Here is a 22,204-nt window from a genome sequence, read left to right as displayed (position 1 = left end):
GATGAATCTATATCCAAACATTTGTACCCCTTTTTATGTTAAAATAAAGTTATTGAAAACAGACAAGGATCGAGTGGAAAGCGGAGGTAATATCATGTCTTTAAGATTGTTGATGGGGCGCTCTGGAAGCGGCAAAACCGCTTTGTGCCTGAAAGAAATAAAGGAAATGCTCCTGGAGCATCCGGATGGTCCGCCAATTATTTACTTAGTTCCAGAACAGATGACCTTCTTATCTGAATATCGCCTGACAGCCGACAGCGAATTAGGCGGAATGATCAGGGCACAGGTATACAGTTTCTCTCGCCTAGCATGGAGGATTCTTCAGGAAACTGGCGGATTCAGCCGCTACCACCTGGACAGTGTCGGCCTAAGCATGTTGATTCGAAAGATTATTGAGGACCAAAAAGAACATTTAACCCTTTTTCAGAGGGCTGCAGATAAAAACGGATTTATTCAGCAGGTCGAGCAGATGGTTACGGAATTTAAACGATACTGCGTTAAGCCGGAGGAACTGCTTGGAACGGTAAGCGGAAAATCACTTCAGGATAAACTGCATGATCTTGAAATTATTTATAAGAATTTTGAAGAAGCTACATTTGGCAAATATATAGATTCAGAGGATTACTTTCGTCTGCTTTCCGAAAAGGCTGCAGCCTCGGATTATTTGAAAGACGCAGAGATTTACATTGACGGTTTTTACAGTTTTACCCCACAGGAATACAGCGTTATTGCGGAATTGATGAAGAATTGCAAACGAGTGACTATTGCCTTGACGGGAGACAGTCTTGAAGGGAATATTTCTGACGAACTACATCTGTTCCGGCAGGCCGGAGAAATGTGGCAGTCGATTAGCGAACTCGCAAAAACACACCGCATTGAAATGGAGCAGCCAGTACATCTGTCTGGACAAAAAAGATGGAATCACCCATCGCTGGAATACTTAGAGGCTCAGTTCGAGTCAATTCCTCACCTCCCATTTGAAGGAGAAACTGAAATCCATATTTGCGGGGCTGCAAATAGAAGGGCAGAAGTGGAAGGAATAGCAAGGGAGATACAGCTCCTTGTGAGAGAAAAAGGATATCGTTACCGGGATATTGCCCTTTTGGTGAGAAATGGGCAGGATTATCATGACATACTTGAACCTGTGTTCTATGATTATAAAATTCCTTACTTTATCGATCAAAAAAGAACCATGCTTAATCATCCGCTTGTTGAATTGATCAGGTCAACTCTCGAAATTGTTAATGCAAACTGGCGTTATGAACCCGTTTTCCGTGCAGTAAAAACAGAGCTTTTATATCCGCTCCAGGAAAATGCAGACAAACTCAGGGGACAGATGGACAAGCTTGAAAACTATGTCCTTGCATATGGGATTAAAGGAGATAAATGGACTAAAAAGGATCGATGGGGTTATAAAAGGTTCAGAGGCCTTGAAATGGAGACAAACGTCCAGACTGGTGCGGAAAAAAAACTCGAACAGGAACTGAATGAACTGAGGCTGATGGTGACAGCACCGATTCTGCGTCTCTCAAGGCGCCTTAAAAGGGCAGACAGCGGACGGAAATTTTGTGAAGCAGTCTATCTTTATCTTGAAGAACTAGATGTACCTTCAAAGCTTGAGCAATGGAAAAACCAGGCTGAAGAGGTAGGCAATCTCGTAAAAGCACGGGAGCATGATCAGGTTTGGAATGCTGTCATTAATTTATTGGACCAATACGTAGAAATACTTGGTGAAGAATCTGTCTCGATAAAGCAGTTTGCCTCCATTATGGAAGCTGGCATTGAGTCACTTCGTTTTTCTCTGGTGCCTCCGGCGCTGGACCAGGTGCTGATTGCTGACTTGGAGAAGTCAAGGCTGTCTGATGTAAAAGCCGCTTTTGTTATCGGTGTAAATGAGGGAGTCCTTCCGGCAAAAATGCAGGAGAATGGCATCCTTGGAGATGAGGACAGGGAACAGCTTGAGCAGGGATTAAAAGTTGCACCGGGAAGCCGGACACGCCTGCTGGATGAAGCCTTTCTTGCCTATAAAGCGTTGACCACTCCTTCTGATATGCTTTTCGTCAGCTACCCAATGTCAAATTCCGAAGGTAAAGCACTTTTGCCATCCTCCTATATTAATAGGCTAAAAGAATTATTTCCGCAGCGCCAGGAGCATTTCTATGCGGCAGACCCGGCAGAATTGCCTGCTAAAGAACAGTTAAGCTTTATATCCAATGTCAATACTGCCCTGTCCTATCTGACTGTTCAGCTGCAATTGAAAAAAAGGAATTATCCCGTTTCTGATTTTTGGTGGGATGTATATAATTTTTATATGGATAGCAGCTTAAAAACAGGGGCTCAAAAGGTCCTTTCGAGTTTGTTTTATACAAACAACACAGTACAGCTCTCGAAGGAAGCGGCAGACGAACTGTACGGTGAAGATATTCAGGGCAGTGTATCGAGAATGGAGCTCTTCAACAGCTGTCCCTTTTCACATTATGTCCAGCACGGCTTAAGGCTTCGCGACAGACAGGTATTCCGACTTGAAGCGCCTGATATTGGCGAGCTTTTCCATGCGGCATTAAAGCAGATATCGGAGATTGTAAATGAGGAGCATATTTCGTGGGCAAGCCTGACAAGGAATCAATGTGAAAGCCTCGCAAAACAGGCTGTAGGTTCTCTTGCTCCAAGGCTGCAAAATGAAATCCTGCTAAGTTCAGAAAGAAACCATTATATCAAGAGGAAATTAGAACAAATCATTACAAGGGCCTCACTCGTTTTAAGTGAGCATGCGAAAGTAAGCGGATTTGCGCCGATTGGACTTGAGCTTGGATTCGGTCCCAAAGGTGATCTGCCTCCGCTTGGTTTTTCTTTAAGAGACGGAAGGAAAATGCAGCTTATCGGTCGGATTGACCGAGTCGATAAAGCAGAAGACGAGAGCGGCGGAGTATTTTTAAGAGTGATAGATTATAAATCCAGTGAAAAAGACTTGAACTTAAGTGAAGTCTATTATGGACTTGCACTTCAAATGTTAACGTATCTGGACATTATAATGACACATTCAAAGAACTTGGCAGGAGTAGAAGCAACACCGGCGGGGGTTCTCTACTTCCATGTCCATAACCCAATCATCAACTCGACAAGAATGCTTACAGTCGACCAGATTGAAGAAGAAATTTTAAAAAAGTTTAAAATGAACGGCCTTTTACTTGAAGATCAAAATGTAATCAAGCTTATGGACAACTCTCTTGAGACCGGAGATTCGCAGATCATATCTGCTGGCATTAAAAAAGATGGTACGCTGTCAAAACGTTCAAAGGTAGCGGGCAAGGATGATTTTGAGCATTTAAGGCATTATGTTAGGGATATTTATCAAAAAACAGGTAATGAAATTATCGATGGAAAAGTCAATATTTCCCCATATAAAATGAAGGATAAAAAACCTTGTGCGTTTTGCTCCTATAAATCAGTTTGTCAATTTGATGAATCGGTCGGTGACAACCATTTCCGCGTACTCCAACAGAAATCAAATGAGACCGTTTTGGATTTAATAAGAAAGGAGGAGGCAGAAAATCATGGCTAAACTTTATATTCCGCCAAAGCCGGAAAATGTGACTTGGACAGATGACCAGTGGAAGGCAATTATGTCTAAGGATCAGGATATTCTTGTAGCAGCTGCAGCAGGTTCGGGAAAGACGGCTGTCCTGGTCGAAAGGATGATCCAAAAAATATTGTCAGCAGAAGAACCTGTCAATGTCGATGAATTATTGGTCGTAACCTTTACAAATGCCTCTGCTGCCGAGATGCGCCACCGGATCGGAGAGGCGCTGGAGAAGGCAATTCAGGCAGACCCTAAATCCCGTCATCTAAGAAAGCAGCTGAGCCTTTTAAATAAAGCTTCGATATCGACTCTGCACTCGTTCTGTCTGGAGGTAATCCGAAAGTATTATTATTTAATCGATGTCGACCCTGGCTTTAGGATTGCCGATGAGACAGAGGCACAACTGTTAAGAGACGAAATGATGGATGAACTTTTTGAAGAAGAATACGGAAAAAAAGACAACGAAGCTTTTTTCAGGCTGGTGGATGCTTTTACAAGCGACAGGAGCGATTCAGCACTGCAGGACATTGTCCGATTCATTTATGATTTTTCAATGTCCAATCCGCTGCCTGAGCAGTATTTACAATCGATTGCAGAAATGTACAATGTCGACCCTGACACAGCAGTGGATGATTTGCCATTCATGCCTGCGCTCCTTTACGATATAGAGCTTCAGCTTGAAGGAGCAAGGCAGCTGGTTGAAAAAGCCCTGGATTTATCGAGGCTTCCAGGTGGACCTGCTCCAAGAGCAGTAAACTATCTTGATGACCTGGCGATTATCGACACGATGATTGGAGCAAAAATAGATTCGTGGAATGCCCTTTATAACGCGATGCAAACATACAAATTCAGCACCGCAAAAACTTGTAAGGGTGATGAATTTGATAAGAATTTAGTCGACCAGGCGGAAAGCTGAGGGATAAAGCTAAAAAAATAGTCAGCAGCCTTAAAGACGAACTGTTTTCAAGAAGGCCGGAAAGCTTCCTACGTGATATGGAGGAAATGCTTCCCCTGATAGGCACGCTTGTTTCACTTGTTCGGTCTTTTGCCGTAAAATTTGGTGATATTAAAAGGGAAAGAGGGCTTGTCGACTTTTCCGACCTGGAACACTACTGCCTGGCGATCTTAACTGAATCAATAACAGAAGAGGGGGATTTCCTTCCTTCTGAAGCTGCACTGGCATATCGGAGCCAATTCAAAGAGGTTCTTGTCGATGAATACCAGGATACGAACATGGTTCAAGAGACGGTTTTGAAGTTGGTGGCAAAGGGTCAGCTAGAAGCAGGAAATTTGTTTATGGTAGGGGACGTTAAGCAATCGATTTATCGTTTTCGTTTGGCAGAGCCTAATCTGTTTTTGGGAAAATACAACCGCTATAAATCAGACGGTGAAGGATCTGGATTGCGGATTGACCTTTCACGAAATTTCAGAAGCCGAGGAGAAGTGCTTGACGGTACCAATTATATTTTTAAGCAAATCATGGGCGTAAAAGTAGGGGAAATAGAATACGATGATGCGGCCGAGTTGAAAAAGGAGCGCCGTATCCCGATGAATCCCATCCCGTGGAATTGCTGTTGATTGACCGGAGCGAATCACATGAGGAAGTATCGGATGTACAGGAAGCTCCAGAAGAGCCTGTGGAATTTGACAAAGGTGATCTCGAGCAATCCCAGCTGGAAGCAAAAATAATGGCAGGCAAGATCAAGGAATTGATTGAAGAAGGAGCCCTGGTTTTCAATGCTAAAACCAATTCGAGCCGCCCCTTAATGTACAGGGATATTGTTATCCTGCTTCGATCCATGACATGGGCTCCTCAAATTATGGAGGAATTTAAACAGCAGGGCATTCCGATTTACGCCAATTTATCAACGGGATATTTTGAGGCGACCGAGGTTGCAATCATGCTTTCTTTGCTCCGGGTGATCGATAATCCTTACCAGGATATACCGCTTGCTTCGGTATTAAGATCGCCTATTGTCGGTTTGAATGAGGAAGAGCTTGCCCGGCTTCGTATCCAAAATAAAGGTGGAAGCTTCTGGGAAGCAGTGGAATCGTATACCCAAAGCAGGACTCCAGATAAAATAGACAGTCTTCAAGAAAAAACAGCCCGTTTCACCCAGGCTTTAAAAAGCTGGCGGAGGATGGCAAGGCAAAGCTCATTGTCTGATTTGATCTGGCAGCTTTATAGAGATACAAAGTTTTATGATTTTGCCGGTGGGCTCCCTGGTGGAAAGCAGCGGCAGGCAAATCTCAGGGCATTATATGACAGGGCCCGCCAATATGAAGAAACATCGTTTCGGGGGCTTTTCCGGTTTTTAAGATTTATTGAAAGAATGATAGAGAGAGGCGACGACCTCGGTGCAGCCAGGGCCCTTGGTGAACAGGAGGATGTAGTCAGAATGATGACCATCCATAGCAGTAAAGGGTTGGAGTTCCCTGTTGTATTTGTTGCCGGCTTATCCCGCCAATTCAACCAGATGGATATAAGAAAGTCTTATTTAATCGATAAGGATTTTGGCTTTGCTGCAAAGTTTGTTGATCCTGAAAAACGGATTTCCTATCCATCACTTCCGCAAATTGCATTTAAACGAAAAAAGAAAATGGAAATGCTGGCCGAGGAAATGCGCGTTCTCTATGTTGCTCTCACCCGTGCGAAGGAAAAGCTGTTCCTTGTGGCATCCGTTAAGGATGCAGATAAGAAACTGCAGCAATGGAGCGAGGCTGGTTCTCATTCTGAATGGTTGTTAAAGGATTATGAAAGGGCGGCTGCTACCAGCTATATGGATTGGGTCGGCTTTTCACTTATCCGCCACCGTGATAGTGCCGATGTAAGGAATCAGGTCGGTTTTAACAGTGAATTAGCACTGGCAGAAATCATGGAACATCCTTCACGCTGGAAAATTACGAAGATTAACGCTAAGGATATAAAAATAGCTGAACAGGCAGAGGAAGCTGAACAGGATGATTTTATGAAGGTGGTAGAGGAAGGCGGGCATATGCCAGTAGAGTCTCCATTTGCAGAGAAGGTGAAGCAGGTTCTCTCCTGGGAATATGAATATAGTGATGCTTCAATCCATAGATCAAAACAATCTGTTTCAGAGATGAAAAGACATCGCGAAATAATAGATGAACATAGCGGCACCGACCTTTTAAGGAAATTCAAAAAGACTATTTTAAATCGCCCAAGGTTTATGCAGGAAAAAACATTGACCCCTGCGGAGCGGGGAACGGCCTTTCATATGGTGATGCAGCATATTGATTTGGCAGATCCTCCAACCATTCCGGCCATTCACGAGCTATTGTCATCGATGATAGAAAAAGAACTGCTGACAGTCGAGCAAACGGAAATCATTGATCCGCAGCTAATCGTCCAATTCTTTTCTTCAGAATTAGGCCAGCGAATCCAGCGGGCAAAATGGGTTAAACGGGAAATACCATTTACAATGTCCTTACCCGCCAAGGAGGTGTACCTCGATTGGCAGGATGAAAATGAAGCCATTTTTGTTCAAGGGGTAATAGACTGTGTTTTTGAGGATGAAAATGGGATTGTCCTGGTCGACTATAAATCCGACACAATTCAGGGGCGTTTTAAGAATGGATTTGAACAGGTCAAACCGATTCTGGAAGAGCGATATAAACTGCAAATAAATTTATATACGAAAGCACTTGAGAAAATATGGAAACGGACTGTTCATGAAAAGTATTTGTTTTTCTTTGATGGGGCAAATTTATTGAAAATCGAATAGCATTAAACACAAACAGCGGGATGCCATAAAGGTTCCCGCTGTTTTTTAGTTATTTCCAGCCATCGGCTGATCAATCAGATTTGTATCAAGGACACCGGTGGAGCTTAAGCCATTATTTGTGATAACCAGTCCTCCCGTATTTAAAGCTCCGGATCCTAGAAAGGTTTTTGAAGCGGTTTTGGGGGAGATAAACGCTGCATCTCCGAACTGTACAATCCCACCGCTAACATTCACAATTTGTACAGGACCTACTATGGCGGGCATTAAAAAACCTCCTGTAGCTTTTATTCTTCTTTTTTCTCGGCTTGTTTTCCTTCTTCACCCAGCTGGCGGATATGTTTTATCCTTGCTTCAAGCTGGACATGGCACGTGCTTCCGATATGGATAACGGAGGCTGCAGTCGCACCAATCAGGTCGATAGAGGATACGCGAATGACGGGATTGATATTTTGGCGGTACATTCGAAATGGTTCAGTTATCGGTGGCAGAGGAATTGGCTCTGTAAATACTGGATAATCAAAACTGCCTTCATTCCCGAAAAACATCTCTGCCTCTCTTTGAACAGCAAGGGCCAGAAAAAGCATTGATGAATGATGAATCGCCAATTTGAATAACAGATGAAAAGGAGATGATTTTTGCACTTAAGCTTTGAACGGATGATAATCTGCTCAACATCGCCTCATCCCTGTGGAGGCAGCGGCACAAATGGGCCGATAATAAGTGATTCTGCAGGTGTGTCGAAGGTAGAAGCCAATTGAATTGTTTCCGTATCTCCAACCAATATCATGGATGAGCTTGCAACCCCGTTTACTTTAAGGGTGCCTACACATATATCCCTGTTATACACATGAAATTCCATTTACATCACACCTTTCATACATCAGGAAGATTACGAATAAAAGCTTCAATCCCTTTTTCAATGTCCGATTTCAATTGCTGGATGACCTTCTGTTTATTCTCCGCTTCATTTTCAGGCTGGCGCTTTTGAAGCGGAATTTTATTAAAGTAAAATTCGATTCTTCCCGGCAGCTGCTTCTTAATATCATCTTTAATAAAAGCGTGATAGGAAGGATCTACGGTTTTGTTGAAATTTTCCCCATAGGAAGAGATGAGGCTCTCTGCTTCTGAGTCTACAAAATTTACGATCTCATCCTCTATCTCCATAACTCCCCTCATTTGTTGTGCTGGCTGCATCGGAGTATTAATAGCCTGGTTTCCAACGGCAAAATCCTCAATTCCTTGCATATCAGATGGATTTAAACCGATATTTAAGGTTCCATCCAGTTTTTCAACCTTTAACTGATCAAACTTATATTCGATTCTATCAACATTTATAGAGGGTTTTTTTTTCAGTTCTGCTATGTCATTTACCGATTGTTCCAAAAGTGTTTCCAGCCTCCGTATTCTCTTTTCCTGCGATTCAATAAAGAGGTGCAGCTGACGAATATAGTCGTAAAAATCCTGATACATTCCATACCACCTCATTAATGGATTTAAAATGCTGGGACAGTCAGTTTACTTCAAGGGAACTGACGGGGCGAGTTGCAGAGAAGTCGGACCAACACCAGGTTTTGCAGGCACCGGGGCAGGCTCTTTAAAACCGCCAGTATTATAAAGATTGGAAGTAGGTTTAATAATGCCTGCACTGCCAATTTGAAAAACACTTGAGTTGGAAATACCGCCAATTTTTATAAAATTAATCTGAATGGATTGTTGAATATAAAAATTCATTCGAATCACCTGTAAATTCATTTTTCCTAAGCATTGAAAAGGATACCCTGATCGATTTGATCCTGGTCTTGTGTATTGGTGTTGTTTACCTCGTTTTTGATTCTTAAAGCTTCACCTGTATTGAAGGAACCGGCACCAGAAAAGGTCTTTGAGTTGGAAATGGGCATGATTTTGTAAACATCCCCAATATTGAATACAGCACTGCTCCCGATGGACATCACTTGTGCTACTCCTACAATTGCTGGCATAGAGTACACCCTTCTTTTATATTTCTTTATTATCGTATGTGCCAATAAACATTTGGTGATAAAAAAGCCTAATTCTATAGATGTGAAATACCCATGCCCATGAATATATGGTTTAAATAATATATAATCCAAACAGAGAGTTTAACAAACGCAAGGGAGTCAGAATATGGCTGAAACAAGGAATTTATATTTAGATGTACTGCGGGGATTTTCGGTGATGGGGATTCTTTTTGTTAACATGCTTTCCTTTCACTCTCCATTTTTATATATCGATCCCATTTCATGGTGGGACAAACCGATTGATCGAACCGTTTTTATTGTTATTGATATCTTTTTTCAGGGCAGCTTTTTTCCGATATTTTCCTTCTTGTTCGGTGTTGGTCTTTCAAGGCTTCGAGAAAAGGCATTCAGACAGGGTGACAGCTTTTATTGGATTGCGGTCCGGAGACTTACCTTTCTATTATTATTGGGAATCATACATGCCTTCCTCATCTGGCATGGCGATATATTGATTCAGTATGCAGTTATTGGATGTATTTCGTTGGTCTTCCTGACTTTACCGCCCAAAAAGATAATGTCTGCTGGGATAATGTTTTACACGATTCCTAATATTTTATTAAGTCTGCTCGCATTTTTTGACAGTGGACAACCCCGTTTATTTTCAAATTCCAAAGCAGCTGCAGTTTCTTTGGAGATTTACAGGCACGGGAGCTTCCAGGCAATAACGGTACAGAGAATACATGATTGGGCTGCGGCCAATAATTTTTTTTCCTTAGTCCTTCTGTTCACAACCATTCTCCCTTTTTTCTTAATTGGAGTATCTCTCGCCAATTCAGGCTGGCTTGAACGGCGCTATGATACAAAGAAGGTTTTTTTTGCATTCTTCGTTACTGGAATCCTAATAAAATGCCTTCCTTATCTAATCGGCTGGAGCTTTGCCGCCCATTTTGTTCAGGATATCTTTGGCGGTCCGATATTAGGAGCTTCGTATGCGGCAGGGATTTTCGGGCTGATGCAAAAGAAAACTTTTCTAAGATTTTTTAAGGTATTTTCTCCAGTTGGCAGAATGTCCTTGACGAACTATTTATTTCAGTCGATTGTATCAACGCTTATTTTTTATCATTATGGGCTCGGGTATTATGGGCAGAGTTCCGTATTAAACGGGACGTTGCTGGCTGCTGGACTGTTTACTTTTGAGCTCCTGGTTAGTCATTATTGGGTCAAAAGGTTCTATAATGGCCGGTAGAATGGGTGTGGAGATATGCCACTTATTTGCATAAACCGAATTGGAAAAGACAGAAGTAACAAAAATCCCATCCAGAATATTGAATTTTGATAGTAGTATCCTCCCCTAAAAACAAGGCGAAATGCCTATGATTTTTTGAATAAAATGATAGTTTTGGAGGATATTTTATTAGTTGGAAAAATTTTATTATTTGAGTAAGAGATCAGTCGGAATTTGTCAAACGCTGAGTCTCGATAAAGGCAAAGCTGATGAAAATCAGTGACGCAAAGCTACAGGGGCTAAGGCGCATCGCGCTATGCCAGCCAGTTACCGAAAGACAAGGGCGTTTCATCGTTGTGCAGCATTGCTCATGACCCCCCTTTCGGTAAAGGCGGGGTCATTTTTATTTTCTGGAGGTGAAACGCTTGAAGCTCGTGAACCTGTCGAACGGTATCGAAATTGCAAACCAAGTATCCATCGCCGATTCTTTTTTTAAAAGATTAAGAGGGCTGATGTTTACGGAAAGTTTGCCAACAGGGCACGGCTTGTTGATTAAACCCTGCCGATCCATCCACACATTTTTTATGAATTATTCCATTGATGTTCTTTATTTAAATGAAGAACTGGAAGTTGTAGGCATGGACGAAACGGTAAGACCTGCAGCAGTTGGGAAGTACCAGAGCCGTGCACATTCCGTGCTGGAATTGCCGGCAGGTACCATTCGTGAAACAGAAACAAAAGTTGGGCATTATTTATCTATTAATTAAAAAAAGAAAAGGGGTATTACACATGATGAAGAAAATGAAGGAATTATTCACTGAAGAACAGGGACAAGGCATGACAGAATACGGTTTAGTTTTAGGCATTATCGCGGTTGCGGTAGTCGGAGTTTTGGCATTATTACGTACCCAGATCCTAGCTATGTTTACTTCAGTTACCGATGCAGTAACAAACCGAAATAACTAATATTAGAGAATAAAAGAAAAGGCAAAAGAGTCCTTGCGTTTAGGAAACGTGGCAGCTTTTTTAATCATTTAAACAATCATCCTTACAGAGAGGGAGTACGGGGATGTGGTCTGATTATTTATTATTTATTCTATTGATCATTTGTGTTGTAACAGATATAAGAGAAAGAAAAATCTATAATTCTATTCTATATCCTATTTTGTGCGCTGCCTGGATCCTTCATCTTGTAGTCGACGGAACATCTGGGCTGATCGGTTCACTGCAGGGAACAGTCGTTGGGCTGGGCATATTGCTGATTCCTTTTTTTCTTGGAGGAATGGGGGCGGGCGATGTAAAGCTGCTCTCTGTAATCGGGGCAATAAAGGGAGTTCAATTTGTTTTGATGGCCTCGCTCTATATGGCTTTTGCAGGAGGAATTATGGCAATAATCGTCCTTTTATTTAGAAAGGGGACAAAGGCTAGAATTATGCAGGCAATGTACATCGTACATGGGCTCACCAATGGTGTAAAGCTTCCGCTTCCGAACGAAAAAGAAGGGCTCAAAACGGTTTTCCCCTACGGGATTGCGATTGCTGCCGGAGCAATATTTCAGACATTCAGGCAGGGGGGCTTTTTCTATGATAAAGGACGAACGGGGCCAGTCGCTTGTTGAAATGGCCTTGCTGCTGCCGGTCCTTCTTCTGTTATTAGCTGGCATCATTGATTTCGGCCGGCTCATGTATTCATATGCACATTTGCATATGGCCGCCCAGGAAACAGTCAGAATGGGAGGGCTGGGAAAAAAGGATGCACAAATTATTGATTTCGCCCATCACTATGTTCAACTTGGTAATGTATCAAGCTTAAGAGTGGATATCACTCCTGCTGAATCAAATCGACATTCGGGTGATTATGTTACAGTCAGGCTCCATTATCCATTTAGGCTGAACACCCCGTTCATTTCCGAGCTTTTGCCAAATCCTATTGATATTGAAACCGAGTCAACCATACGGGTTGAATGAGGGAGGATAAGCTGTGGGTTGTTTTCTTAGAAGGTTTGTTAAAGACGAAGCCGGAAATGCCATCGTTTTAGTTGCTCTTATGTTAATGGGGCTGCTGGGCATGGCGGGGCTTGCAATTGACGGTGGCCTTGTCTATATGACAAAAAGTGCCATGCAAAAAACAGCGAATGCTGCCGTCCTGTCGGGTGCACAGGAATTGATGAACAATCAACAGGAAGTGGATGGCGTTGTCAAAAAGATCCTTGAAACAGATAAAGAAACGGCTTCGTTGAGAAACCTGGAAATTACGATGGAAAAGAAGGTCTCTATTGATTTAACAAAACCTGTAAAGCTTACATTTGCAAAATTGTTTGGCTTTAATGAGATGGATGTCAGTGTCCATGCTGCGGCTGAACTGGGGAAGATGGGCAGGGCGATTGGGGCTGCCCCATTAGGTATTGACGACAGCATACCTTTGGAATTTTATAAAACCTATCAATTAAAGGTGGATTCTTCAGGAGTGGAGTACGGAAACTTTGGAATCCTTGCTTTGGGAGGCCCAGGGGCGAGTACATATGAGGAAAATTTAAGCAAAGGGTATAAGGATGAACTGAAGGTCGGCGATATTATCGATACTCAGACAGGAAACATAGCAGGGAAGACCCGGACAGTGATCCAGGAACGAATTAATGGGTGTCCCGAAATGCCGAGAGACTTTAATGACCGTGATTGTTCAAGAATTATTCTTGTACCTGTATACCATCCGTATAACTTTACTGAGAATCAAATGAAAAGCATCAAAATTACCGGTTTTGCCTATTTTTATATAACAGATCCCATGGATCCGAAAGACACGTCAATTAGAGGAATGTTTATAAAAAGAGCAGGAACAGGATTTTATGATGAGGCAAGCAAGGATAAAGGGGCGTACAGCATTCGATTAACGGAGTAGGTGAAAAGATTGCGATCCAAATTAGTTTTACTATTAGCGTTGGTAATGGGTATTATTACTACATTTTTGTTTTTTAAATATATGCAGCAGTTTAATGCTGAAAAGGTATCGACCACCCATACGGTATCCGTCGTGGTAGCTAAGGAAGAAATACAAAATAATGAAAAAATTACAGCAGATAAGCTTGAAGTGGTGAATATCCCGAAAAAAAATGTCCTGCCGGAAACCATCAAAACAACTGAACAGGCGGTCGGAAAGACGGCGACGTCAATGATTGCCAAAGGTGAACCCATTCTTACACATAGGCTTGTCTCTGAAAAGGAAGAAACCATCTATGTTTCCCGGAAAGTAAGAGAGGACTACCGGGCAGTTTCCGTAGGTGCTAACTTCAACCAGTCGGTTTCAAATTTGATGGAGCCGGAAGATGAAGTAGATGTTATATATTCGAGGGGAAACAAGCTTCAGGGAACAGTGGTATCTGTTATTCTGCTGGAAAAGGCAAGGGTACTGGCAGTAGGCAGAAAAATTTTGACACCGGATGATAAAAAGGAGCCATATGCAGAATACAGTTCTGTAACACTCGAGCTGAAACCTCAGGATGCTCTCAAACTGGTTAATGCTTCTGAACAGGGAAATATTCATTTCATCCTTCATAAACGGCCAGTAATAAAGGAAGATAATGCTTCAAGCCACAATCATTAATGTTTAACATGGAAGGTGACGATTCATGACAGGCCATAACGAAATGCAAACAGTGGGGACGAATACAATTTCGAAACGCGGGGAAATGATAGCCGTTTGCAGTGCAAAAGGTGGAATTGGTCGCACCATTCTGACAGTGAATCTGGCATTGGCGTTATTTAAGAAAAATATTTCTGTAGCCGTTTTAGATGGAGATTTTCAGTTTGGTGATGTCAGCCTGGCAATGGATCTGCAGTCTACCTTTACAATCAAGGAAGTGATTGAAGGGATTGAATCGCTCGATGAACATAGTCTCGGCGGCTATTTATGCAGCCATGATAGCGGTGTAAAGGTTTTGCCTGCTCCTGAGCGCCCTGAATTCGCTGATCTTGTGACGAAAGAGGCAGTAAATAAGATTCTCGATTTAATGTTGGCAAGGCATGACTTTGTGATAACTGATACAGGCGCCGGGCTGGGCGAGCAAACCATCAATTTGGTGGAGAGGCCGATCAGGTCCTGGTCGTCACCAATTTGGAAATGGCAGCATTGAAAAATACGAAGCTGATGCTTGAAACGTTCGATATTCTTGGCCTTCGCCCCAAAGTGAGGGTGGTAATCAACAGGGCCAACATGGATAGTGTCATTCAGGCATCAGATGCCGCTGCAATATTAGGAGAAGATGATCCTATTTATATCCCGAATGATTTTCAAGTTTGTTCCCAGTCACTAAATATAGGCATTCCTTTTGTGATGAATCAAGGGAAAACAGAGGTAGCTAAAGGGGTTTTCAAAATGGCTGAACTCATTACGTCAAGAAGGGAAATAAGTTTTATTCAAACTAATAAACACGTTTCAATCTTATCGAAATGGCTATCACGAAAACGCAGTAAAGGAGGATCGGACACATGAGCCTATTAGACCGGATTCAGGAAAAGACGCAACAGACCAGCGGGGAACCCTTGAATGATCCATCCAATCCAGGTTTACATTCCGGTTCTACGAAAATAGACATCATGGCGGCCTTTCGTGACCAGAGAGGCAAGGAAAGTTCAAAGGAGCAGGCAAGATCAAGGAAAACAGACAAGCACCAGGAATTGAAAAACCTTCTCCACAAAAAAATTCTTCAGGAAATGAAGGATGAAGAGGTAGAGGAAATCATTCCTAAGCTTGAAGCGATGGCGCTTGAGCTAATTAAGGAGGATGAATCCTTCCGCGGACAGATCGACCGGAAAAAAGTAATTGATGAGCTTTCGAACGACCTCACAGGCTTTAGGCCGATAAACCCCTTATTACTTGATGAAGATGTTTCAGAAGTAATGGTAAACGGACCGAATCAGGTCTACTGTGAGAGGAAAGGGAAATTAGAGCTGACTTCGATTCAATTTCGGGATGATGAACATGTCATGAGCGTCATTGATAAAATTGTCTCCCCAATCGGCAGAAGAATAGATGAAAGCTCCCCGATGGTCGATGCCCGCCTCCCTGATGGATCACGTGTAAATGCGATTATCCCCCCTCTTGCCTTGAATGGGCCGACTATTACAATCCGAAAATTTTCAAAGGATCCATTTCAAATCGAGGATCTTATTACATTCGGAACTGTTACAGAAGAAATGGCAATATTCCTTGAAGCTTGTGTAAAGGCAAGGCTGAATGTTTTTGTCAGCGGAGGGACAGGTTCAGGAAAAACAACCACTTTAAATGTGCTCTCCAATTTCATCCCAACAGATGAAAGGATAGTCACAATTGAAGATGCAGCTGAGCTTCAGCTCGGGCAAGATCATGTCGTCTCACTGGAATCGCGGCCGCCTAATATTGAAGGCAAAGGTGCCATTACTATCCGGGATCTGGTAAGAAATTCGTTAAGGATGAGACCTGACAGGGTTATCATAGGTGAGGTCAGGGGTGGTGAGGCGCTGGATATGCTTCAGGCAATGAATACTGGCCATGACGGCTCCCTTGCAACCGGGCATTCCAATAGCCCCCGTGATATGATTGCACGACTGGAAACGATGGTCTTGTTGGCGGGGGTAGAGCTTCCTGTTAAGGCAATAAGAGAGCAAATTGCAGGAGCAATTGACGTGATTATCCAGCAAACCCGTTTAAAGGACGGAACGAGGAAAATCGTCAGTATTACAGAAGTACAAGGTTTGGAAGGGGATATCATTGTGCTTCAGGATATCTTCACTTTTAAGCAAGAAGGGGTCAGTCAGGAGGGGAAGATAATTGGCAGGCTTGTCCCAACGGGTGTGCGTCCCAAATTTTATGAGCGACTTGAAACATCTGGCATTCACATTCCGGCAGGCGTATTTATTGAAGCAGAGGAGTGGGGAGTATGACGCTGATAATCCTTTCCTTTTTTCTGTTCACCTCTTTTCTCTTTTTCTACTTTATGCTGCAGTTCTTTGTCCATTCCGATCAGAGAGTCGAAAAAAGGATGAAGAGATATTTATCAGTTTCTGATGAAAAGTTAAAGAGCAATCATTTGAGGATTTTCTCACATTATCAATTGGCAAAACAAAGAATAAGGAAAAGTTTATTATCTAAGCAAAAAAATACTAAGCTTGAAACCCAGCTGGCCAGATCAGGATTACCGATTAAGCCGGAAGAATATATCATTTTTCAATGGATTTCGACGGCATTGTGCGGCTGCCTTTTTGTTTTGTTCACAGGAAAATGGCTCCTGCTTTTGGTTGGATTTGCATTAGGCTTCTTTTTTCCGAAATGGTATTTACGTAAAAAGCAAAGAGAGCGTGTGGAAAAGTTTAATGATGGTCTGGCAGATATGATTACCACCATTGTTGGTTCTTTAAGGGCTGGTTTCAGTTTCCCTCAGGCTTTAAAGGCTGTCATTGAAGAAGCAGGTACGCCAATTAAAGATGAAATGGACTCGGTATTAAAGGAAATGCAATATGGAAGCAGCCTTGAGGATTCATTAAATGATTTAAAGGAAAGGATGCCGAGCGAAGACCTCGACTTAATGATTCAGGCGATCCTGATTCAGAGGCAAGTGGGAGGAAATCTTGCAACCGTACTTGATAAAATTGTTGAAACCATCAGGGACCGGAATAAAATACAGCGCCAAATCATGACTCTTACGGCACAGGGCAGGCTTTCCGGAATTGTCATTGGACTGCTTCCGATTATACTTGGCCTGGTCCTATATCTTATCCAGCCTGGCTATATTGGTACCCTTTTTCATAATTCAATTGGCCTGTTGATGGTGGCTGCAGGCTTCACTTCCGGAGTTATCGGTTTTATTATGATAAAAAAAATAACCACCATCGAGGTGTAAGACCATGGTCTTTTTATTTTTCTTTATGACAATTTCAATGCTGATTTACGGCTTGCTTCTAAATGGGAGTGAGAAAAAGGCCGTGTCAAAAAGCGGCTTAATGTCTTCGTTACTGGCGAAAAACAGCAGCCTGAAGAAAATAGAGGGATTGAAAGGAAGCCTGCTTTTTACAGTCGATTTATTAAGTCCCTTTTCCTAGATTTTAAAAGAGGGTTTAAAAAAAGAATGCCAGGGGAGAAGGAAGCAAGGATTGAGAAAAAGCTACAATTGGCAGGGAGCCCGATGGGGATGACCGCTGTGGATTTCAGGCTTCTGCAAACAGCCCTTTTCCTTGTGTTGCCCCTGATTTTCGGGGGCTATGCAGTCCTCCTCAAATCAGGAACTGCCCTAATTCCAATTTTTGCAGTGATGGGACTGATGCTAAGCCTGGCCGCTCCCCATCTATATTTGAAGCAAAAAACAAAGGGCAGGAACCGGAAAGCATTAAAAGAACTTCCTGACATATTGGATTTGCTTACCGTAAGTCTTGAGGCGGGGCTCGGATTTGATTCGGCCGTCAGCAAGGTGGTCTCAAAAAAAGAGGGTGTCATCGTTGATGAATTCCATCGCTGCCTGGAGGAAATCCGCCTTGGGAAAACAAGGAGAGAAGCACTGTCTGGTATCCGTGACAGGCTTAGTGTTGATGAAATAAGGACATTTATTAGCAGCATTTTGCAGGCAGAAAAATTGGGGATAGGAATGGTGCAGGTCCTGAGGGTTCAATCTGCTGAGGTAAGGGAACAGCGTAAACAAAGAGCGGAAGAGGAAGCGATGAAAGCACCAATCAAAATGCTGTTTCCTCTTGTTATTTTTATTTTTCCAAGTTTGTTTATTGTCCTGCTGGGCCCTGCAATTATTCAGTTTGTGCAAACCTTTCAAAAGTGAAACTTTTCAGGTACCAGGTTGAATTGATAAAATTAAAGGTAGCGGCCGCAAAAATCTGGCAGCTGCCTTTTTACTTTAAATAAAATATTGGGAAGAGGTGCAGGGATGAGGTTTGTAACGGCAAAAAATGAAAATGGAACATTTGTCGGCCTGATGAATGAAGAGGGTACTAAAGTTTTGCCATTAAAACAGTCTGAAGAAACGGTTTCAGGAGAACAGGACTTCCCGGCATCATTGCTGGAATGCATCCAGTTAGGTGAAAGATTTATAGAAATGGTAATCGAGCTAATAAGCAAGCCAGAAAAAGAGAAACTTTATATCCCTCTTAAAGAAGTGGAGCTTCTCGCACCAATTGCAAGGCCAGCCAAGAATATTTTCTGTGTCGGAAAGAATTATGCAGACCATGCGATTGAAATGGGCAGTGCTGCCGATATTCCCGAACATATAATGGTATTTACAAAAGCCACTACTTCAGTCATAGGTCCAAATGCGGAGGTGCAAAATCATACTGCCGTAACGAAGGAACTCGATTATGAGGGAGAACTGGCAGTCATTATTGGGAAAAAAGGAAAAGCCATTAGCAGGGAAGAAGCAATGGACTATGTTTTTGGGTATACCATTTTGAATGACATTACTGCAAGAGATTTCAGGCCAGGCATAAGCAGTTTTTTATTGGAAAAAGTCTTGATACCTCCTGCCCGATGGGTCCGTGGATCGTCCATAAAGATAAAATTAAGAATCCTGGAAATCTTAGAATACAAACCATTGTGAATGATGAAATCAGGCAGAATTCGTCTACGAGCAAGTTCATCTTCCCGCTTGAGGAAGTTATATCAGTTCTGTCACAGGGCATGATGCTTGAACCGGGGGATATCATCGCCACAGGAACACCAGCGGGGGTTGGAAAAGGCTTCAAGCCGCCTAAATTTTTATTACCTGGAGACAAGATCGAAATAACAATAGAGGGTATAGGAACACTAAAAAATGTCATTTCTCATCATAATAATTGATCTCTAAAGAAGAAAACATTACCACCTTATTTTTAGGTTTTTTTATAGCCCTGTGATATGATAGGAACGGATAAAAAGAATCTTTTAGGAGGCATATTGGATGACACACGTTCATATTACATCCTGGTTATTAGCCATCATTTTATTTTTCGTTGCGTTGGGATTACATAATAGCGGGAAGCAAAAAGGTGCAAAAATTGTTTCAATGATTTTACGTGTATTTTATTTGCTGATTATTGGGACAGGCATTGAATTAGTTTTTAGGTACCACCTCCATATCAACCCAACATATATTTTAAAAATGGCTGCGGGCTTATGGGTAATTGCTACGATGGAATTCATTTTAATGAGGACGTCAAGGGGAAGAAGGACTTCTGTTTTATGGATTCAATTTGCGATTGCCTTTTTATTGGCTCTATACTTAGGATTAAAACTGCCACTTGGTTTCCACCCTTTTTCATAAAATTCAATTAAAAAGCTGCCATTTTTGGCAGCTTTTTGCTTTGTAAAAGAAAATTGAAATACCAATGGCAATCTATATGTGTTATTTTTATAGTAGTAAGAAAAGTCGAAATTTGAAGATAAATGGTGATTGCGTTGGCAAAAACGACCAGTTGTACATATGAGAATCATCTGCAGCTTCTTCACTTTATAAAAGAAAATGGGTTGCATGCATTTCCATCCTTATTGATACAGATTTTTTCTGGAATTGTGGATCAATCGGTCATAAAAGAAGTCCAGGATTCCCTTCAAGCCCTTGTACCACAAGCGGTTATAATCGGCTGTACGACAGCAGGGGAAATAATGTCGGGCACCACCGGTGAACAGACAATAGTCCTATCATTTACCTCCTTTGAGAAAACCACATTGAAATCGATTCTTCTTGATTTAGAGAATTATACTGACAGCTTCACAATGGGCAAAAAACTTGCGGGAGAATTAATTTCCATCGACACAAAGGCGATGATCCTGTTTACGGGTAATTTTCAAATCGATTCCCAGCAGCTTCTTGATGGAATTCATACAAACAGCTCAGACGTTCTTCTTTCAGGAGGCATTGCCGGTGATAATGGGAAATTTGAGTCAGGCTATGTGTTCAATGAAAATTGTATCACTTCAACAGGTGCCGTTGCGGTTGTCTTAAATAATCAGGATTTAATTGTGGAGACTGGTTCAAATTTTAAATGGCGTGAAATAGGTAAACGGATAACTGTGACAAAATCGACCGGAAGAATCATTTATGGGCTCGATGATAGAAAGCCGCTGCAAATATTGAAGCAATACTTAGGAGAGGCCTTCGTCAATGACCTTCCAAAGTCAGGAACCGAATTTCCATTTATTATAGACTTGAATGGTGAAAGAGTTTCCGTGTTTATTTCAAAGGTACTTGAACAAGGTGCAATCGAAGTAAATCGGAGTATAGCAACAGGGGAACAGCTAACGTTTGCATATCCTGACATTGCTTCAGTTATTGATAATTCACTTTCTGCAATGAAAAGGCTGTCGAGGAAAACCGTAGAGAGCATCTTTGTTTATAACTGTATGGCGCGTAAGCATTATATGAGGGATTTTTCAAATGCTGAATTAGAAATGCTCCAAACAATTGCGCCGACAGACGGCTTTTTCTCATATGGTGAGGTCTATTCCATTAAAAAGAAAAATCCGCAAATCATCGGGCATTCACTTACGTTCCTGGCAATTTCAGAAGATGCCATACCAAAAAAAAGGGAAGCAATTCCATCTTTTGAATATACGGCACCAGATAATCTGAATTCAATTATTTCACTAACCCATTTAATGCAGGCTTCTCAGAATGACACACGCATTTTGAATGAAAATTTAGCTCTATCAGGCCAATATTATCGTTCATTATTTGATAATAATACCGATTTTGTGTATTCAACAGATCTGAATGGTCATTTTACGAGTGTAAATCGTTCCTTTGAAAAAACTTTTGGTTATTCTGAAAGCGACGTCCTCGGGAAATCGGCAATGAAGTTTATTAAGGAAGTGGATATCCCCCGCGCGAAAGGCCATTTTATTCGGGCATTAAAAGGAAAAGAGCAATCTTATAATCTTGAAATTGCCAATGTCAAGGGAGAGGTTCAGCTTTTTCAAATGAAGAATATTCCGATTACCGTAAATGGGGAAGCGATTGGGCTATACGGTATTGGCAGGAATATTACCGAACAGAAAAAAATTGAAGAAAAAATAACCCAGCTCGCCTATTACGATTATCAAACAGGGCTGCCAAACAGGCTGAAAATTACGGAGCAGCTGGATGAGATGATTAAGAGAGTGAAAAAGAAAAAGAGACTGCTGTCCGTATTATTTATCGATGTCGACCGTTTTAAAATTATCAATGACAGCCTTGGACATTCTGCTGGCGACGTCATTCTGAAGGAAATTGCAAGTAGAATAAAGAAGGAACTTCCCTCCGGTGCATATTTCGGCAGGTTCAGCGGGGATAAATTCACCCTCATTCTAACGAAAAACGTAACGAGAGAAGAAGTTTTAAAGATGGCAGAATCTATTATTCAATGTATTTCGGAGCCCTTCTTTTTTGAACAGAAAGAATTTTTTGTAACAGCGAGCATAGGGGTCAGCCTGTTTCCACATGATGGATCAGAAGAGCAGGAATTATTTAAAAATGCCGATATTGCTATGAATCTTTCTAAACACTCCGGCGGCAACCAAATTACATTTTTCTCAACAGAGATGAATGAACAGGCGTTGATGAGGCTTGAGCTGGAAAGTTATTTAAGAAAAGCACTCCAAAAGGATGAATTTTTCTTATGCTACCAGCCGCTGATCGATTTGGCTACGGGGAATTTATATGGAAGTGATGCGTAATCCGCTGGGATCA

The 22,204-nt window shown here is 41.9% G+C and carries 22 protein-coding genes, 2 pseudogenes and 1 riboswitch; of the genes and pseudogenes, 18 read left to right on the top strand and 6 right to left on the bottom strand.

Annotation, left to right across the window (positions count from 1 at the left end; all coding sequences use genetic code 11):
• Positions 1–94 precede the first annotated feature (94 nt).
• Both addB and addA read left to right on the top strand, forming a co-directional pair.
• On the top strand, positions 95–3,562 hold the full coding sequence (gene addB / locus RCG23_RS06575; protein ID WP_308179069.1) for a helicase-exonuclease AddAB subunit AddB: 3,468 nt from the start codon (positions 95–97) through the stop codon (positions 3,560–3,562).
• Positions 3,555–7,326: pseudogene (addA, locus tag RCG23_RS06570) on the top strand (helicase-exonuclease AddAB subunit AddA). Before addB ends, addA begins: the two are co-directional and overlap by 8 nt.
• Before the next feature lie 45 nt (positions 7,327–7,371).
• Here addA and RCG23_RS06565 read toward each other — a convergent pair.
• The 6 genes from RCG23_RS06565 to RCG23_RS06540 form a co-directional block, all read right to left on the bottom strand.
• Positions 7,372–7,590: a spore germination protein gene (locus RCG23_RS06565; protein ID WP_308179068.1), complete on the bottom strand. Its 219-nt coding sequence runs from the start codon at positions 7,588–7,590 to the stop codon at positions 7,372–7,374.
• Between the two features lie 20 nt (positions 7,591–7,610).
• Complete coding sequence (locus tag RCG23_RS06560) at positions 7,611–7,871, bottom strand: spore germination protein GerPE (protein ID WP_308179067.1); 261 nt, start codon at positions 7,869–7,871, stop codon at positions 7,611–7,613.
• A 134-nt stretch (positions 7,872–8,005) separates the two neighbouring features.
• Positions 8,006–8,185, bottom strand: a complete 180-nt coding sequence (locus RCG23_RS06555; RefSeq protein ID WP_308179066.1) for a spore gernimation protein GerPD — start codon at positions 8,183–8,185, stop codon at positions 8,006–8,008.
• Between the two features lie 14 nt (positions 8,186–8,199).
• Positions 8,200–8,796: a spore germination protein GerPC gene (gerPC, locus tag RCG23_RS06550; protein WP_308179065.1), complete on the bottom strand. Its 597-nt coding sequence runs from the start codon at positions 8,794–8,796 to the stop codon at positions 8,200–8,202.
• A gap of 45 nt (positions 8,797–8,841) precedes the next feature.
• Positions 8,842–9,057, bottom strand: a complete 216-nt coding sequence (locus tag RCG23_RS06545) for a spore germination protein GerPB (RefSeq protein WP_308179064.1) — start codon at positions 9,055–9,057, stop codon at positions 8,842–8,844.
• A 26-nt stretch (positions 9,058–9,083) separates the two neighbouring features.
• Positions 9,084–9,305 carry a spore germination protein gene (locus RCG23_RS06540; protein ID WP_308179063.1) on the bottom strand — a complete coding sequence of 74 codons (222 nt, stop codon included), beginning with the start codon at positions 9,303–9,305 and terminating at the stop codon, positions 9,084–9,086.
• A 166-nt stretch (positions 9,306–9,471) separates the two neighbouring features.
• Between RCG23_RS06540 and RCG23_RS06535 the strand changes: the two genes are divergently transcribed.
• The 16 genes and pseudogenes from RCG23_RS06535 (at position 9,472) to RCG23_RS06460 (ending at position 22,191) form a co-directional block, all read left to right on the top strand.
• Entirely contained in the window at positions 9,472–10,551 is a 1,080-nt protein-coding gene (locus RCG23_RS06535) for a DUF418 domain-containing protein (protein WP_308179062.1), read from the top strand.
• Positions 10,552–10,779: 228 nt separating this feature from the next.
• Positions 10,780–10,865: riboswitch (cyclic di-GMP riboswitch) on the top strand.
• 99 nt (positions 10,866–10,964) lie between these two features.
• Positions 10,965–11,297 carry a DUF192 domain-containing protein gene (locus tag RCG23_RS06530; protein ID WP_308179983.1) on the top strand — a complete coding sequence of 111 codons (333 nt, stop codon included), beginning with the start codon at positions 10,965–10,967 and terminating at the stop codon, positions 11,295–11,297.
• 22 nt (positions 11,298–11,319) lie between these two features.
• On the top strand, positions 11,320–11,496 hold the full coding sequence (locus RCG23_RS06525; protein ID WP_308179061.1) for a Flp family type IVb pilin: 177 nt from the start codon (positions 11,320–11,322) through the stop codon (positions 11,494–11,496).
• Between the two features lie 103 nt (positions 11,497–11,599).
• Complete coding sequence (locus RCG23_RS06520; RefSeq protein ID WP_308179060.1) at positions 11,600–12,148, top strand: A24 family peptidase; 549 nt, start codon at positions 11,600–11,602, stop codon at positions 12,146–12,148.
• Entirely contained in the window at positions 12,114–12,497 is a 384-nt protein-coding gene (locus RCG23_RS06515) for a TadE/TadG family type IV pilus assembly protein (RefSeq protein WP_308179059.1), read from the top strand. Before RCG23_RS06520 ends, RCG23_RS06515 begins: the two co-directional genes overlap by 35 nt.
• A gap of 13 nt (positions 12,498–12,510) precedes the next feature.
• Positions 12,511–13,428: a TadE/TadG family type IV pilus assembly protein gene (locus RCG23_RS06510; RefSeq protein WP_308179058.1), complete on the top strand. Its 918-nt coding sequence runs from the start codon at positions 12,511–12,513 to the stop codon at positions 13,426–13,428.
• A 9-nt stretch (positions 13,429–13,437) separates the two neighbouring features.
• Complete coding sequence (gene cpaB, locus RCG23_RS06505; protein ID WP_308179057.1) at positions 13,438–14,130, top strand: Flp pilus assembly protein CpaB; 693 nt, start codon at positions 13,438–13,440, stop codon at positions 14,128–14,130.
• 25 nt (positions 14,131–14,155) lie between these two features.
• On the top strand, positions 14,156–14,659 hold the full coding sequence (locus tag RCG23_RS06500) for a CpaE/TadZ family protein (RefSeq protein ID WP_308179056.1): 504 nt from the start codon (positions 14,156–14,158) through the stop codon (positions 14,657–14,659).
• A complete protein-coding gene (locus RCG23_RS06495) occupies positions 14,656–15,018 on the top strand; it encodes a CpaE/TadZ family protein (RefSeq protein WP_308179055.1) in 363 nt (120 codons plus the stop codon). Before RCG23_RS06500 ends, RCG23_RS06495 begins: the two co-directional genes overlap by 4 nt.
• 104 nt (positions 15,019–15,122) lie before the next feature.
• A complete protein-coding gene (locus tag RCG23_RS06490; protein WP_374049844.1) occupies positions 15,123–16,448 on the top strand; it encodes a TadA family conjugal transfer-associated ATPase in 1,326 nt (441 codons plus the stop codon).
• Entirely contained in the window at positions 16,445–17,404 is a 960-nt protein-coding gene (locus RCG23_RS06485; RefSeq protein ID WP_308179053.1) for a type II secretion system F family protein, read from the top strand. The genes RCG23_RS06490 and RCG23_RS06485 overlap by 4 nt, the downstream gene beginning before the upstream one ends.
• 4 nt (positions 17,405–17,408) lie before the next feature.
• Positions 17,409–17,603 carry a hypothetical protein gene (locus tag RCG23_RS06480; protein ID WP_308179052.1) on the top strand — a complete coding sequence of 65 codons (195 nt, stop codon included), beginning with the start codon at positions 17,409–17,411 and terminating at the stop codon, positions 17,601–17,603.
• A 26-nt stretch (positions 17,604–17,629) separates the two neighbouring features.
• On the top strand, positions 17,630–18,328 hold the full coding sequence (locus RCG23_RS06475) for a type II secretion system F family protein (RefSeq protein ID WP_308179051.1): 699 nt from the start codon (positions 17,630–17,632) through the stop codon (positions 18,326–18,328).
• A gap of 105 nt (positions 18,329–18,433) precedes the next feature.
• Positions 18,434–19,338 (top strand): annotated as a pseudogene (locus RCG23_RS06470) (fumarylacetoacetate hydrolase family protein).
• Between the two features lie 100 nt (positions 19,339–19,438).
• Positions 19,439–19,801, top strand: a complete 363-nt coding sequence (locus RCG23_RS06465) for a YisL family protein (protein ID WP_308179050.1) — start codon at positions 19,439–19,441, stop codon at positions 19,799–19,801.
• Positions 19,802–19,935: 134 nt separating this feature from the next.
• Positions 19,936–22,191 carry a diguanylate cyclase domain-containing protein gene (locus RCG23_RS06460; protein WP_308179049.1) on the top strand — a complete coding sequence of 752 codons (2,256 nt, stop codon included), beginning with the start codon at positions 19,936–19,938 and terminating at the stop codon, positions 22,189–22,191.
• Positions 22,192–22,204 lie beyond the last annotated feature (13 nt).

It is taken from the genome of Neobacillus sp. PS3-34 (genome assembly GCF_030915465.1).
In the GTDB taxonomy this organism is placed as follows: domain Bacteria; phylum Bacillota; class Bacilli; order Bacillales; family Cytobacillaceae; genus Neobacillus_A.
Note: the sequence above shows the minus strand (reverse complement) of the source record. Positions and strands in the feature narration are given on the sequence as shown.

What these genes read in the sequence shown, in the direction of transcription:
- RCG23_RS06555 (WP_308179066.1), bottom strand. Translation starts at nt 8,185, where the DNA reads ATGGAATTTCATGTGTATAACAGGGATATATGTGTAGGCACCCTTAAA.
- RCG23_RS06480 (WP_308179052.1), top strand. Translation starts at nt 17,409, where the DNA reads ATGGTCTTTTTATTTTTCTTTATGACAATTTCAATGCTGATTTACGGC.
- RCG23_RS06485 (WP_308179053.1), top strand. Translation starts at nt 16,445, where the DNA reads ATGACGCTGATAATCCTTTCCTTTTTTCTGTTCACCTCTTTTCTCTTT.
- RCG23_RS06475 (WP_308179051.1), top strand. Translation starts at nt 17,630, where the DNA reads ATGCCAGGGGAGAAGGAAGCAAGGATTGAGAAAAAGCTACAATTGGCA.
- RCG23_RS06490 (WP_374049844.1), top strand. Translation starts at nt 15,123, where the DNA reads ATGGCGGCCTTTCGTGACCAGAGAGGCAAGGAAAGTTCAAAGGAGCAG.
- gerPC (WP_308179065.1), bottom strand. Translation starts at nt 8,796, where the DNA reads ATGTATCAGGATTTTTACGACTATATTCGTCAGCTGCACCTCTTTATT.
- RCG23_RS06500 (WP_308179056.1), top strand. Translation starts at nt 14,156, where the DNA reads ATGACAGGCCATAACGAAATGCAAACAGTGGGGACGAATACAATTTCG.
- addB (WP_308179069.1), top strand. Translation starts at nt 95, where the DNA reads ATGTCTTTAAGATTGTTGATGGGGCGCTCTGGAAGCGGCAAAACCGCT.
- RCG23_RS06520 (WP_308179060.1), top strand. Translation starts at nt 11,600, where the DNA reads ATGTGGTCTGATTATTTATTATTTATTCTATTGATCATTTGTGTTGTA.
- RCG23_RS06525 (WP_308179061.1), top strand. Translation starts at nt 11,320, where the DNA reads ATGATGAAGAAAATGAAGGAATTATTCACTGAAGAACAGGGACAAGGC.
- RCG23_RS06545 (WP_308179064.1), bottom strand. Translation starts at nt 9,057, where the DNA reads ATGAATTTTTATATTCAACAATCCATTCAGATTAATTTTATAAAAATT.
- RCG23_RS06540 (WP_308179063.1), bottom strand. Translation starts at nt 9,305, where the DNA reads ATGCCAGCAATTGTAGGAGTAGCACAAGTGATGTCCATCGGGAGCAGT.
- RCG23_RS06535 (WP_308179062.1), top strand. Translation starts at nt 9,472, where the DNA reads ATGGCTGAAACAAGGAATTTATATTTAGATGTACTGCGGGGATTTTCG.
- RCG23_RS06515 (WP_308179059.1), top strand. Translation starts at nt 12,114, where the DNA reads ATGATAAAGGACGAACGGGGCCAGTCGCTTGTTGAAATGGCCTTGCTG.
- RCG23_RS06560 (WP_308179067.1), bottom strand. Translation starts at nt 7,871, where the DNA reads ATGTTTTTCGGGAATGAAGGCAGTTTTGATTATCCAGTATTTACAGAG.
- RCG23_RS06565 (WP_308179068.1), bottom strand. Translation starts at nt 7,590, where the DNA reads ATGCCCGCCATAGTAGGTCCTGTACAAATTGTGAATGTTAGCGGTGGG.
- RCG23_RS06465 (WP_308179050.1), top strand. Translation starts at nt 19,439, where the DNA reads ATGACACACGTTCATATTACATCCTGGTTATTAGCCATCATTTTATTT.